We start from the raw sequence: 13,802 nt of genomic DNA on the forward strand, positions 1-13,802 counted from the left end.
ACAGGTTTTCAGACTCACTTGACCTTGCGGATCATCATGATGAATACGGTTCCCACCAGCAGACAAACGATAGCGACCGGGAAGATCATCCTGTAGCCTCCGAAGAGGCCAATGACTAAAGTCGTGCACCCGGGAGCGATCACCTGACCGATCGTATTGGCCAGGTTGAGGATGCCCAGGTCCTTGCCGGCCTCCTTGGCGTTTGGCAGCACATCGACGTTCAGCGCCTGGTCGACTGACATGTAGCAGCCATTGCCGATTCCAGCCAGGGCGGCATAGAAGTACATGCCCGTGGCGGTTGGCATCAGGAAGGGGAAGAGTATGCCGACGGCGAGAATCAGGCAGCTGGTGGCTACGATCACCTTCCGCCTGTGCAGGAAGTCCGAAAGCGGGCCCGATACAACGGAGGCCAAAATGGTGGTCACAACCGAGATCAAGGCCATGATCTTGAGTGTGGATGCGGCCTGGGCATCGCTCAGGTGGCAGTACTTCTGCAGTATGTAAAGCTGGTAGCCCTGAATCATGAAGCAGCCGACGACGAAAGTGAACCTGCCCAGAAGCGCCAGGTAGAAGTCGCGGCAATTCTTAGTGGGAGGTATGAAGGACCGGCCGACATCCGCCCAGGTTCGTTCCACGACCGTGTTGGCAGCCGACTTCTCCCGGGGCCAGATCAGCACGGTGAGAATACCGGAGAAGAGGAAGATGATCATGGCGACTACCAGGCCTGTATGGATGTTGGCTATGAACGAGCTACCAATGATAGTCCCCAACTGCTGGCCGACCACCTGGCTAGCTCCATACAGCGCAGAATAGGTTCCCCTGGTCGACTCAGGAATCCTGTCGGAGAGGACCGCCACGGCCGGGGCTATCAGGCAGTTGATGCCCACCTGCACAATGCACCAGCCGAAGATGATCATGGGAAGTGTATGGGACTGGATGACCAGCAGGAAGCCAAGTGCGCCGATGATACCGCCCAGCACGATCCAAGGAGTGCGTTTGCCGACTCGGAACCTGGACATGTCTGAAAGAGCGCCGAAAACAACGTTGGCCACCAAGGCGAACACACAGCCGATCGAATTCATTGTCCCCAGAGCAGCTTCAGCGCTGACACCATGCAGGGAATTGAAAATCTGAGGCAGGAGAACCCCAGACCCCATGGTAAAGGGCGCAGCCCAAAGCAGGGATACCAGGACGAAGCCAATGGCAAAACGGAACTTCTCCGCGTTGTTGAGCCTTCTACCCGTATCTGGAGCCAGGTTCGCATCCACCCCCTGTCCGGCGACAGCGCTTCCAGTCTCGTCTACAGAGGCCATGGCCTTGATATCTCCCCTGACTCGAGCACCGACCCCCTCAGTTGGATTTCCCCTTCGATCCTTATTTTCGTCTACCATAGTTATCACTCCTTCGTGTGCAGCCTTGCAATCAGTGGCTCATCATTGAGCCGTGCCAATCTCCCCCTTCCATAACCGACAATTGTTCAGAACTTATTATCGGAGCAAACCAGGCAAGAGGAGGGTTATAATCACAATATTTTTTCTACAGCTGAGACGACTGCGTCCACATTTCGGCGGAATCGCAAGGATTCCGGCAGAAGAGACAGGGCCAGATATCCGTTGCCTGGCATGTCGAAAAAGTATCCAGGTTGGCCGGTCAACCCGTAGGACCCAATCAGGAGAAGAATCAGCTCCTCCTCATCGATGACCTCGGGAAAACGCAGCAGAACGTTCCAACCGCCCTCAGGCCTGAGCAGGGAGACGCAGGACCCCTTTTGGTCCAATGTCTGTCTGAGGATTTCGAGATTGCCCCTGACACGCTCCCCCACACGACTGGTCTGGCCGGGAATATCCGAGAGCATGGATTCCATATCCCTAGTGATCAGAAGGCTCATGGGCAGGTAATCGTCGGCTATCATGTCAAGATGGCGTTTGGCCTCGGCAACCTGGTCGGCTGGCCCGGAAACCTGAATCCAGCCCACCTTGGCATGGGGAGCTGCCAGGCTCTTCGAGAACCCGTCCAGGGCGAAGGTCAACATCCTATCCTCCCCAGCCAGTCGTGCGCGGCCCGGCAGAGGATCCAAGGGATAGTCAAAAAAGACCTCATCAGCAATGATGGCCACCCCATGCCGCTGGCAGAGTTCCAGCAGCGACTGGCGTTCTTCTGGATGAATGTAGGACCCCGTGGGATTGTTGGGGTTGATAAGGACCAGGGCGCGGATGCGGTCGCTCTCAGGCCCCTCCAAGCCCTCTCTGACCGTGGCCAGGTCCAAGACCCAGGACCCGTCGTAGGCCAGGCGGTATGGAATTGTTCGGACACATTCCAGACCGGCGATGGATTCGATCAGAGGATATCCGGGCCGGGGCTCCAGAATGGCATCACCCGGGTCGCAGAGGAGCTTCATCAGCCAGGAATAGGCCTGAGATGTGGAAGAGAGCAGGTAGAGGTTATCAGGATCAACCGCAATACCACGATCCTTGCCGTACAAACTCTGACGCCTGGTCAGAAACTCAGCCAGAGCCTGCCGAGCCTTACGAGGCCCCCTCGGTTCGGCCTCGTAGACCTGAGGCAGAAATGCCGGGGCCAGTCCGAAACGGGTGGGATTGGAATCATTCAGCCTGCCCAACTTGAGACCATGGGCTCGTGCTTCTGACTCGGCCAGAGCTATGCGATTGGGGCGGTCAGACCCGGTGCGGTGAGAAAAATGCATGATTTTTCAGCTCCTCATCCGATCCAGCAGCCGCCTAAACGCCCTGCTTCACCCCAGGTGCTTTTGCCGAAGGTCAGCCAGATAGGCGGCTCCCACAATGCCGGCCTGGTTGCGCAGCTTGGCAGCCACAATAGGAGTCTTGATGTCGATGTGGGGCAGGAACTTCTCGCTCATCCTGCTGACTCCACCACCAACAACGAAGAAGTCAGGGTTGAAGTAGTGCTCAAGCAAGCGGTAGTACTTGGTCAGACGATTGGCCCACTTCTTATAACTCAGCTTCTTGCGGTCACGCACCGATGATGCTGCGTACTTCTCTGCGTCCTTGCCGTCCAGCGTCAGATGGCCCAGCTCGCTGTTGGGAATCAGAACGCCGTTGTAAATCAGCGCCGTGCCGATGCCAGTGCCCAGTGTGGTGGCGATGACCAGACCCTTCTGGCCCTTGGCAGCCCCGTACTGCACCTCGGCAAGCCCGGCCGCATCCGCGTCGTTGACAACGCTGACGGGTCTACCGCAGGCCTTGGAAAGAACCTCTTGGACATTAGTACCGACCCAGGCCTGGTCCAGGTTGGCCATGAAATCCAGCGGCTTGTCAGGCTTGACAGGGGCCGGGAAGGCGATGCCCACAGGCACATCCGACGGAACTTCAAAACGGTCCAATAGCTCCTTGACAACAGCCCCCACAGCCTCTGGCGTGGAATGTTCCGGAGTCAGAATTTTTTTGCGAGGCTCTGCAAAATCGCCGATCGTCAAGTCAACAGGGGCAGCTTTAATGCCGGATCCACCAATATCCACTCCGAAAGCCTGCGCTGTTTCAATCATTGCTGCTCCTTAGCTGATCAAAGATGAGGGTCCGAACCGGCACGGTAGCGATTGTACCCCAAGCCATGCCTCTCCAACTCGTAGGAGCGGCATGAGCCGGACCAGGGTCAGGCTGTTCCGCTGGCCTTGTGCTACAAACTGCAGGAAGAAGAATTGAGTGGAATAATAAGGCTATGACCGAACACACACAGCTCATTGATGCAGTCAACGTGCGCATCACCACCAGAGAATACGATCCTAAGCCCATCGATCCCGACCTCGCCAGGCAGCTCGGCAGCACCTTGAACGCGCTGAATACGCTCAGCGGTCTGGACATGCAACTGGTCCTAGGCAAACCGGACGCCTTCGCTGCCGACAATGCCTCCGGCCACCTGGCCAATGCGGCCAACTACCTTGCCCTGGTCGGGCCCAAGGATGATCAGGAGAGCCTGGAAAAAGCCGGCTTTTATGGCGAGCGCATAGTTCTTGCAGCCACACTGTACGGACTGGGGACAGGATGGGTGTCAGGCAGCTGGGACCGTCAGGCAGCCGAGCGCCACTGCCGGATCACGGCTAGCCAATCGCTCTATCTGGTGGTCACCATCGGCTATCCGGCCGACCAGATCGGCTACGGCAACCAGGACTTCGACAAGCTTTGTCAACGTCAGAGCGAGCATCGAACCTCCAAGAGCTATGAGGAGCTGACTTCTTCCATGAGCGCGCAGGACCGCCAGGAGGCTCCGGAATGGTTCAAGGCCGGCGTGGCTGCCGCCGCCAAGGCGCCTTCGGCCATGAACGGACAGCCCGTGGTTTTTGCCTGGGACAAGAACACGGGCGATGCGATCGCCACCCTTGACCCCTCGGTCGACTACGGTTCCGCAGTGGATCTGGGCATAGCCAAAATGAATTTCCAGATCGGATCCGGCGGCGGCACATGGACCTGGGGCGATGGAGGCCGTTTCATCAGGTCCTGACCGGGGCTGTATATCCCGGTGCCCCGGCAAAGGGACCGTGTAGGGTGATGAACTATGAACAATGGAGCATCATCATCTCAGTCCACCGCCGAACCGAGCACTGAAGCAGGTTCGGCAACCCTTTACCTGGCCCGGCACGGCAGAACGACGGCCAATGTCATGCATCTGATGCAGGGCTGGTCAGATTTCCCTCTGACCAGGCAAGGTCGCGAGGACGTGCGCCAGTTCGGTCGGGGCCTGCGGTCCATTCGCTTCCGTGCAGCCTGGAGCGGCAATCTGAGTCGTCAGTATGAAACGGCCCGCCTGGCACTTGACATGTCCGGCAATGGAGACCTGCGCGTGGGCGTGGATCCTGACCTGCGCGAGGACAATTTCGGAAGTTTCGAGGGCCGGGACGAGCGCACTACTCTGGACCAAGTGTGCTCAGCCATGGGGTTCGAGAACTTCGCTGCGGCCAAGGCAACCTATGGCAGGAACATCGCCGCCCATATGCAAGACACCTTCCACCGGCTGGATGCCCAGGACATCCTGTCCGCCGGTCTGGAGGAACAGGATCGGGCTGAGACCACGGCCCAGGTCCGCAGCAGAATGATTGCGGTATTGACGCGCATCGCCCAGTCCGCCATCGAAGAGGGCGGCGGGCCTGTCCTGGTGGTCTCATCAGGCATGTGCTTGCAACAGTTCCTGACAGCCATCGACGACCACTGCACCATCCCTGACATGGACAACACCGCGGTGACCAAGGTCGTCTATGGGGATGATGGCTTCCACCTGGCGGGACCAGTCAGTTCCATGGAGTACTTCCAGGCAGGAAGTCAAGAAAAGTAGCAGGCGAATTTATTCAAGCTCGCTGTGTTCCCCCAGCTGACTGGCCCTTGAGGGGCTCCATGGGCCTCCAGTCGGGATCATGCAATATCTGGCGCGAATCCACCCATCCCTTCAGGATGGCAGGAATACCAGTCATGATGTGACTGCGATCAACAGCCAGAAGGCGAATGACTTCCTTAAGAGCTGTTGCCAGGGTTCCTAGGGCGAAGGCCAGGGGCCGATAGTCCCCATGAACCATGAAATACCTGGCCATAAAGCCCCGGTTGCGCATGATGTGGTAACGATTCATATCCGAGGTGGAATTGAGCTGGCGCACACCAGCGATGTTCCAATTGGCGATGTTACGAGTCCGACGCATGACTACATCGGATACGACCACAGGCTGTGTGACCTTGGATGCCAAATACCCATAGATGGTGTCATCCCAGTAGATGAAGAAGCGCGGATCAGGCAGACCGATTTGCTCCACAACCTGCCGGGAGAAGAATCCTCCTTCAAAGCACATGGTGTTCATGGGACGACAGCCCGATGGGCCGAACTCCCCTGGTGCTATCGGGTCTGGAATGCCCAAGGCGGTAAGAAAATGATACTGCCAATAGAAGGGGCCGCCATCATAATCCAGCCGGGAACCCTGCACCACCTGATAGCGGTCACTCCACTTAGCCAGCAGGTCAAGTCCTTCGGGCTCTACTGCAACGTCATCATCCATGACCCAAAACCATTTGGCACCAAGCTCGTATGCCTTGCGCACACCGGCGGAGAAGCCTCCCGCGCCGCCGCCATTGTGGTCCTGTGGCAGATAAACAACACGATCCTGATTGCCGGATCCGTCGATGATGGTCCTGCCCCAACGTCCTGTCACACGTTCTGAGAACTGCTCGACCATGGTTCGCGTGTCTGCCGAATTCTCGTTATCCACCACCACGATCCGCCAGGGGGCCTGGGTGAGCCGGAGGATGGAGTCGAACAGGCCTGTCAGCAATTCCTGACGCTTATAGGTTACGACGACCATAGCCGCCTTATTCAAGGTCTTTCCCATGCTCTCCATTGTGACACCGCCCCGCAACTTTGCTTACTGAAGCAAAATCCTCCTAGTAGGTTCAGCCTTCTTCCACCTTCCTGGATCGCAGGCTACACACCCAGGATGTGAACACCGCCACCAGCAGCAGAACCACAGTCACCAGAAGGAACCGGCCGACGGGCACAGGGGTCAGAGCCATAGACATGCCAGCCTGGACAAAACTCAAGGCAATACAGCCCTCGACAATGGCGATCCCCAGCAGCGCCATCACTGCACCGCCCGCCACATCGGTCAGTGTCTCTATCGTTCCCGACCAGGCTATTGACCTCCAGGCCACCCCGATCTGATTGAGCCGCTGGTTCTGCCGCTTGCGCTCCCAAGCCGAAATGGCGATGGACTGCATCATGAAAATTAGGGCAAGAATGGTCCCGCCGACGATCATGACCTTCATGGCCGTCTGCCCGGACAAGCCTCGTTGAATGAAGTCATCTATATACTCCTGCCTGGTCTGCACCGCGAAATCGCCCTGGAGGCCACTCTTCAGACGGGAGGTAATCCCGTGCGCATCAGTCGGATTGACAGCCGATATGGGAATGATCGTATGTGCGTCTTCACCCAATTGAGGCAGGTCACCCTCCGCCGTCAGAAGCAGAGGATAGTTATTGCCTGCAGATAGTTCTGGAATGCCCTCAGGCGACTGAACAAGGGCAACGACCCGCACCTCATGCGGTTGATCATGGCGATCAAGAAGACGAACGGTGTCGCCTATGGAATAGGAGGAATCCTGATTCACAGCGACGCGGTCTGAACCGAGATCAGACGAATTCCCTTGGACAAAGGAGAAATGAATGCTCGGCGAACTCTGAACTTTCTGACCCTGCAGTTGCTCGGCAGGTTCCCATACCACCGTTGCCGTCTGGCCCGCTGATCCTTCCATAGCCCATTGCTGAGTCTGGTAGGTAACAAAGTCTCGAACCTCAGGCATCCCACCGATCAGATCGGATGGGTTGCGGTTTTGGGCATCCGAATCAAGGGAAGTAGCCATAACATCGGCCTTCAGCGGATATAGGCTCAGAACCGCCCCTCCGATGGAGCCAGCCTGCATGGCTGCCACAAGGGAAATGACGATGGTCAGGATCATCATGGCGGGGAGGGCTATAGCGGTTGAGCCTGCGCTCTCCTTTCGAGCACGCTGCAGGGCCAGAAGACCTGGCCCCCCGGCCACCTTCGCCGGAATCAGACCAATGACCGACACAGTCAGGACAACCAGGATCGGAGCCGCCAAGTAGACCGTAGTGATGACAAGAATGACCTCGAGCATAATACGCAGGTCCTGGGTCATAGAAGGCAATGGGGCGAACCCGACCACCAAGGTCAGGATCAGGAAGACCAGGGCTGCCGAAGAACGAATCCACCCGATCCGCTTGGTTTTGTCACTGGTCTCCGTCATGAGCTGGAGCGGAGCTGCCCCACCCACCTTGCGCATAGCCATCCATACTCCCAACAGGCAGGCGACCATCATCATGATGAAGGTGACAACTGCAATGGAAGGTCGAATCCGCGGTGTGAAAACCATGCCACTGTCGCTGAACTCGGCAGAGCGCGCGTAAAACCGTCCAACTGGTATGGTCAGGAGAGATCCGACCAGGCAGCCAATGAGATTCGAGAGGGCCAGGGGGATCGAGAATTCCAAGATACCTATGATCAGGATCCTCCTGCGCGAGGCTCCGTTCAACCGCATCATTGCATACTCGCGTCGGCGTTCCTGAATCAGAAAAGTGACCGACGAGAGGACCAAAAAGACCGACACCAGCAGGCAGCAAGCCAGCGCCGGAATAGTGACCATGGAGAGATTTGAATAAGGTACCTTGGCTTGGAGACGCTGATAGGTGTTCAACCTATTCAGATCGCCGATATTGTCAAAGGACTTTCCCGCTTGGTAGACCTGCATGGTCGAAGAGGTCAGCAGGGATGCCAGGAAGGTGGATAGACCCATGACCGCGTACGATGCTCGATGCTTCCCGATCAGGGACAAGACCAAGGAGAACAGGGTCGGTCGACTGATCGAGGAGAATGCATGCAGGGAATCCCGTCCGGGAACTTCTCCTCTTCCTGCTTGGCCTTTACCCGCATGCATCATCGTCCTACCCCCTGGCCGACCTGAGTCATGCTGGTCAGGTGAGTGGACAGCTGCTCGGCCGTATATCCTTGGCATATCGAATGCACTGTGCCGTCCACCAAGAAGACCGTGCGCTGCGCCCAGGCCGCCACATTGGGGTCATGGGTCACCATGAGCACGGTCCGTCCGCTCTCCACCAAGGTCGAAAGGGCATCCAGAACCATTTCCGAGCTGCGCGTATCCAGTGCCCCGGTGGGCTCGTCCGCGAAAATCATATCTGGCTGGGCGACCAGCGCTCTGGCAATGGCCACGCGTTGCCTTTGACCGCCAGATATGTCAGATGGATATTGCTGCGCATACCCATCTAGACCCAAAATCTTCAAGGCCTGCAGCGATTGGGCGACACCAACTTTGGGACCGCCGAAGAGCTGGGGCAGCATGACGTTCTGCAAGCAGGTGAAGGCCTCGACCAGGTTGTAATCCTGAAAAACGAAACCGATATGGTCGCGGCGCATCCTGGTTAGGGCGGACTCCTTCATCCTGGCTATGTTCTGGCCGGCTATCTCGACCGATCCCTGCTGTACTGGCAAGAGCCCTGAGGCGCAATAAAGCAAGGTGGTTTTCCCCGCTCCGGAAGGACCCATAACTGCGGTCCAAGATCCTGTCGAGCATTCCAGGCCGACTTGGTCTATTCCAGCTTCACCAGCCTTGTAATGGAAGGATACCCCCTCCATTTTCAGTGGCAGTTCATTCATTGATCTTCCTTTCATTCAGATCGCCTAGGCAACAAAGCTTTCTGGCCGACCACCAGCAAAGACAAAGGGTCAAAACCAGCAGCCCCAGGATTAGGCAGAGCTCAATGCCGGGCAATGGTACAATCCGAGTCACCACACTGCCAATACAGCATGGATCCACGAGAAGCCAGGCGACAAAGACATGAACGGCCAGCAACACCACCGGGACTGCAAGCAAGACCAAGCGTGTGTAGGTCCTGCAGTGCATGGAAATCCAGAGAACCAAGAGAAAAACAAGAAAGGCGGACCCCAGGCAGAGCAATACGAACACAGCCAGATACTCCCCCAAGGACCAGGTGAACCAAGGCAATGCATGTCCATCAAAAACCGAAAGATCCTGCAAACCCGCGATCTTGGGCACCCACATCAGGAATGATCCCGCTGCCACCATGAGCATCATCAGCAGGCCCGCACAGACCATGGCGAACACCTGCAGCCCAGGCAAGATGCGTCCGGTCCGTGTCGTCAACTGCGTCTGCCGGACCCCATGGACCTGGTCTTTAACAAGGCGTGGGGCCACGACAACCAAGGCTGCCAGAAGCGGGACCAGATAAACTGAAAGTCTGAAGTTGCTCTGAGTGTAGTCCAGTAATTCAGGAGCGGCCAGGCCCATACCCGCTCTGCACTGTCCACTTAAGATGTCAAGCCGCTTCGTCACCGATTCGGGCAGTTCGATGCCATTACTACCGCCCTTACGCAACTGTTTCTCAGCTCTTGCGGTCAGGGCTTCCCGGTTGCATCCACGATAGGCATCCATGACATCATGGCAATGAACAAGCCGACGATAGCTAGGCAAGGCATTGATGCGGCCGGTCAGTTTGCCCCGGTCTGTATTCAGTACTGAAGGATTTGTCCAGCGCGAGCTCTCGACCGAATCGACCAGGTCCCTGGCCGACTGATAATTCTTGACGCCCAGTTGAACAGCCTGAGGACCAAGTGCCATCAGATCTTTGGATACCACCGGTTCAAGTCTGTCAGCCTCACGCTTGAATCCAGTAACGGTGGACTGACTGACATACGGTCCGTAGCTAGCTAGGTCATGATGGGCTTCGTCAGTGGGAATTTGGTCATACATAGCTAGATTCATACAGAAAACGAATCCAAGAGACAGACTGAGCACCACCCAAAAAGAGGTACCCAGAAGGTGCCGCATCTCGTTCCTGATCACCATCCATCTCATTGAAGACATCCCTGGCAAGAAATAAGATCGCGAGCCCGATTCGGCGGGGTATGCTGCATCGCTACTCCTCGTCCCCGTAGATCACCAGGAAGGCATCCTCCAAGTTGGCAGGAACAGCCTGGCCCTGGGACGGCGGCTCAGGTGAGTAAATTCTGAGCCGGGTCGCATCCCCATCCAGCTCGTCCTCAAGGAGCAGCTGCCCCTGCCCTAAGCGATAATCCGCAGGAACCAGGAATATTTTGCCTTCCAGCCAGCGGCTTATCTGCCTTGGGGACTGGTTGCAGCAGATCTGCCCATCCTTGAGCATGATGACCCGGTCGGCGATGGTCTCCAGGTCAGAGACGATATGAGTGGACAGGATAACGATCCGGTCGCGCGAAAGAGCATGGACCAGGTTGCGGAAGCGGACACGTTCCCGTGGATCCAGACCAGCGGTCGGCTCGTCCAAAATCATCAGTTCCGGGTCGTTGATCATGGCCTGTGCCAGCCCCACGCGCTGAATCATGCCCCCAGAGAGCGTCTTCATCTTCTGCTTACCCTGGTCTTTAAGCCCCACGGTCTTCAGGAGATCTTTCGCCAGGGGCTTGGCCCGTTTCCGGCCGATCCCCTGAAGGGCTGCTATGTACATCAAAAAATCTTCAGCGCTGTAGTCTGGGTAATAGCCGAATTTTTGGGGCAGATACCCCAAGAGGCCGCGATAGTCCTCGTCCATAACCATGATGTCCTGCCCGTTCCAAGTGATGTTTCCCGAATCCGGGCGGATCAGGGTGGCGATCATTTGGATCAGCGTGGTCTTGCCTGCTCCGTTGGGTGCCAGGAGCCCATGGACGCCGGTTCCAATAGAAAGGCTCAGATCGTTGATAACCCGCTTGTTCCTGAAGCTCTTTGACACATGGTCCAAGTGCAGCACGAAACTCACCGTCCTTTCACGCTAAACATGTAAGATTCCGCCCTCATGCCGTCGCCAGTCTTTTCATATGCCATACCCACCTTGGCAGAGGTGACCCTACGCAGCGTCCATGCAGAACAAGCAGGAAGATCGTCAGAAGAACAAGGCCCGTCGCCAGGCTCAAGGCCGGCGGAATGGAGACAAGGATGGGGGCAGTGGCGAATCGAGTCAGATAAAGCATCATGCCGAGCACAATCCAGAGTCCGAGAACCAGATAGATGGACAGTTCTCCATGCATATGCTCCTCCACCCAGATCTGTGCCAGGGAAAAGAGAAAGAGGGAGGAGAAGCTGATCCCCAGAAGGGTCATGGTGGACAGCCCCGGATTGGTCGTCCGCGCCAGCAAGACCGTAGCCAAGGATGAAATCATCATGCTGACCATGCCGAACAGAAGCATCCTGACTGCTGCTATCTGACGGAATGACCACCTGCAGGTTCTGATCAGATTCAGGGTATTCAGATTCCGTTCCTTGAGCACTACCAAAAGGTGCACCACCAGGAAAAGAGCAGGCGAGCAGACGAATATTGGGACAACCAGACCGAAGATTCTATCGACTCTGCTGGGCCAAGCAGTCTTCATGAAGGAGCCAAAGACGGTCGCCCAAACCGCCGCCGTCAGAATCAGGCCGATAAAGACGCAGTCCCAGAGGCCAAAGAGCAGGTTTCTCAGGCCTAGGGAACGGACCATGGCTACAAGGGTCCAGATCAGCCCAGGACGTCTTCCCATCCCTTTGCGTACAATTGTTTTTATGGATCGCTCGCGCATCCTGGAACTGCCGATCTGTGATTCAGCAAAATCATCGCGCTCAAGGTCGCTACCCTGAAGAGCCGCCAGAATGGGACGGATATCAGGTTCAGACCGATTCATGACCAAACTCCTTCCTCAAATTGTCCAAAAGTCGGTAATACCGAGCCTTGACCGTGTTTTCAGGCTCTCCGCAGGCCTCGGCAATCTGCGCGAACCCATAGCCGGCATACAGATGGAGACGCAAAACTTCCTGCGCCGGGACCGGGGCTTGTGAGATCTTGTCTTCAATCCGACCAACTAGGTCGTCCTTGAAGGTCTGGTCGGCGGGGTCGTCATGTTGATCGTGGCCGGATGCCACAAATACTTGTGCCTCCTGCCGCTGCCGCCTGCGACGGATCCGCCAGTAGTCAATAACCTTGTAGGTTGCGATGCGGTGGATCCAGGTACGGAAGCTGGACTTGTGCGAATCGTAGCTGCCCAAAGACCGCAGAATGGCAACAAAGGCATCCTGGGCAAGGTTCAGCGACTCCTCCTTATCGCCTACTTGAGCTCGGATGTAGGCCAGGATGTCGTCGTAGTACTTGCGAACTAGGTCATCGGCTGCGCGAAAGGACCTAGTTGACAGTATGTTTCTGATCCATTCCAGGTCCTCTGCCTGGGATTGGCCACCATCAGCGTCTCCGTCACTGGTTTGTCTGACCAAGGCCGGATGTATAGCTTCATCCGCAGGCAGCAGATGGTCACCCATCCTCGCCATGCTCCAGCCTCCTTGCAGCATTGTGAACTTTCGACAACCTCATATTCGTTGTGCAGGCTGCAATAGTTGCATGGAAGGCGGTTTTATTTCCTTCCTGGCGTGTCTAGAAATGCACTATCAGTGAGGAAGAATTGACCATTCCAAGGACCACAGCTATATTGAAATCGTCAGTTTCAGGGAAGGTGAAAGTCCTTACTGGCGGTATCCGGCTGAAAGCCGGGAGCCCGCGACCCGCGCAAGCGGTGGATATCGGTCAAAGTCCGAAGCCAACGGTTACAGTCCGGATGGAAGAAACGAGGCTCTCTATGAGCATGCCCAATTCTCATTCACACACCACTGCAAACAAAGACACGCGCTTCAACGATGTCCACTCCACAGGTGCAGGCGGTTCAGGACGCTGGTCGACAAAGCGAATCGCGGTTTACGCGCTCTTCGTAGCCCTGGCCATGGTTCTGAGCTTCTTCTCCTTCCCGATCTTTCCTGCCGCCCCTTGGCTCAAATACGACCCTTCAGGCATCGTCGTCCTGGTATGCGGCTTCGCCTTCGGTCCGGCGGCTGCAGCAATCATCTCCATACTGGGATTCGTCCCGCACCTGTTCACCAACCCCTTCGGCGCTCTGATCTCGATGATCGTGGCCTTGGCCCTGAGCGTGCCGGCGGCACTTGTCTATCGCAGGATGCACAGCCGTAAGGGAGCGGTCATCGGGATTGTCTCCGGTGCCATTCTGGGCGTGGTTGCAGCCATCCTGTGCAACGTAGTGATCACCCCTTTCTACGCGCACATGTCCATGGCCAAGGTCGTCGCCATGATCGTGCCGATCCTTCTACCCTTCAACCTGATGAAGTTCGCCATCCACGGCGTGGTCACCTTCCTGATTTACAAGCCCATCTCCACGCTGATCAACAAGTAGGCCACGGCGGTTCGGCACG

13 protein-coding genes and 1 riboswitch are annotated in these 13,802 nt (G+C 56.7%); of the genes, 3 read left to right on the plus strand and 10 right to left on the minus strand.

The annotated features are described in order from the left end of the window. Nucleotides 1-14 precede the first annotated feature (14 nt). The 3 genes from H3T90_RS07075 to ppgK all read right to left on the minus strand — a co-directional run bounded on the left by H3T90_RS07075 (nt 15) and on the right by ppgK (nt 3,523). Nucleotides 15-1,391 (minus strand): MFS transporter, encoded by a 1,377-nt coding sequence (locus H3T90_RS07075; RefSeq protein ID WP_232348592.1) that lies wholly within the window; start codon nt 1,389-1,391, stop codon nt 15-17. Nucleotides 1,392-1,522: 131 nt separating this feature from the next. After that, a complete protein-coding gene (locus tag H3T90_RS07080; protein ID WP_198230072.1) occupies nt 1,523-2,704 on the minus strand; it encodes a pyridoxal phosphate-dependent aminotransferase in 1,182 nt (393 codons plus the stop codon). A 48-nt stretch (nt 2,705-2,752) separates the two neighbouring features. Further along, nucleotides 2,753-3,523, minus strand: a complete 771-nt coding sequence (ppgK, locus tag H3T90_RS07085) for a polyphosphate--glucose phosphotransferase (RefSeq protein ID WP_029678405.1) — start codon at nt 3,521-3,523, stop codon at nt 2,753-2,755. 173 nt (nt 3,524-3,696) lie between these two features. Between ppgK and H3T90_RS07090 the strand changes: the two genes are divergently transcribed. Next, the gene (locus tag H3T90_RS07090) at nt 3,697-4,476 is read left to right on the plus strand and encodes a nitroreductase family protein (protein WP_198230073.1); all 780 of its coding nucleotides are present in this window, start codon (nt 3,697-3,699) and stop codon (nt 4,474-4,476) included. 54 nt (nt 4,477-4,530) lie between these two features. Beyond that, nucleotides 4,531-5,304: a histidine phosphatase family protein gene (locus H3T90_RS07095; RefSeq protein ID WP_198230074.1), complete on the plus strand. Its 774-nt coding sequence runs from the start codon at nt 4,531-4,533 to the stop codon at nt 5,302-5,304. A gap of 13 nt (nt 5,305-5,317) precedes the next feature. Here the strand turns inward: H3T90_RS07095 and H3T90_RS07100 are convergent, their stop codons facing one another. From H3T90_RS07100 to H3T90_RS07130, 7 genes are all read right to left on the minus strand, one after another. Continuing rightward, nucleotides 5,318-6,343 carry a glycosyltransferase gene (locus H3T90_RS07100; RefSeq protein WP_456298261.1) on the minus strand — a complete coding sequence of 342 codons (1,026 nt, stop codon included), beginning with the start codon at nt 6,341-6,343 and terminating at the stop codon, nt 5,318-5,320. Nucleotides 6,344-6,404: 61 nt separating this feature from the next. Then, nucleotides 6,405-8,321 (minus strand): FtsX-like permease family protein, encoded by a 1,917-nt coding sequence (locus H3T90_RS07105; RefSeq protein WP_198230076.1) that lies wholly within the window; start codon nt 8,319-8,321, stop codon nt 6,405-6,407. A gap of 140 nt (nt 8,322-8,461) precedes the next feature. Next, the gene (locus H3T90_RS07110; RefSeq protein ID WP_101432577.1) at nt 8,462-9,199 is read right to left on the minus strand and encodes an ABC transporter ATP-binding protein; all 738 of its coding nucleotides are present in this window, start codon (nt 9,197-9,199) and stop codon (nt 8,462-8,464) included. Next, entirely contained in the window at nt 9,192-10,325 is a 1,134-nt protein-coding gene (locus H3T90_RS07115; protein WP_198230077.1) for a hypothetical protein, read from the minus strand. Before H3T90_RS07115 ends, H3T90_RS07110 begins: the two co-directional genes overlap by 8 nt. Before the next feature lie 154 nt (nt 10,326-10,479). Then, nucleotides 10,480-11,337 (minus strand): ABC transporter ATP-binding protein, encoded by an 858-nt coding sequence (locus H3T90_RS07120; RefSeq protein WP_233439324.1) that lies wholly within the window; start codon nt 11,335-11,337, stop codon nt 10,480-10,482. Between the two features lie 34 nt (nt 11,338-11,371). After that, a complete protein-coding gene (locus H3T90_RS07125) occupies nt 11,372-12,235 on the minus strand; it encodes a hypothetical protein (protein WP_198230078.1) in 864 nt (287 codons plus the stop codon). Then, on the minus strand, nt 12,222-12,872 hold the full coding sequence (locus tag H3T90_RS07130) for an RNA polymerase sigma factor (RefSeq protein ID WP_198230079.1): 651 nt from the start codon (nt 12,870-12,872) through the stop codon (nt 12,222-12,224). The genes H3T90_RS07125 and H3T90_RS07130 overlap by 14 nt, the downstream gene beginning before the upstream one ends. Before the next feature lie 165 nt (nt 12,873-13,037). Further along, nucleotides 13,038-13,172, plus strand: a riboswitch (FMN riboswitch). Here H3T90_RS07130 and H3T90_RS07135 point away from each other — a divergent pair. Continuing rightward, nucleotides 13,157-13,783 (plus strand): ECF transporter S component, encoded by a 627-nt coding sequence (locus H3T90_RS07135; RefSeq protein ID WP_181415119.1) that lies wholly within the window; start codon nt 13,157-13,159, stop codon nt 13,781-13,783. Its footprint overlaps the riboswitch before it by 16 nt. Nucleotides 13,784-13,802: the final 19 nt, after the last annotated feature.

Source organism: Bifidobacterium polysaccharolyticum, from assembly GCF_016101585.1.
GTDB classification, from domain to species: Bacteria; Actinomycetota; Actinomycetes; order Actinomycetales; family Bifidobacteriaceae; genus Bombiscardovia; species Bombiscardovia polysaccharolytica.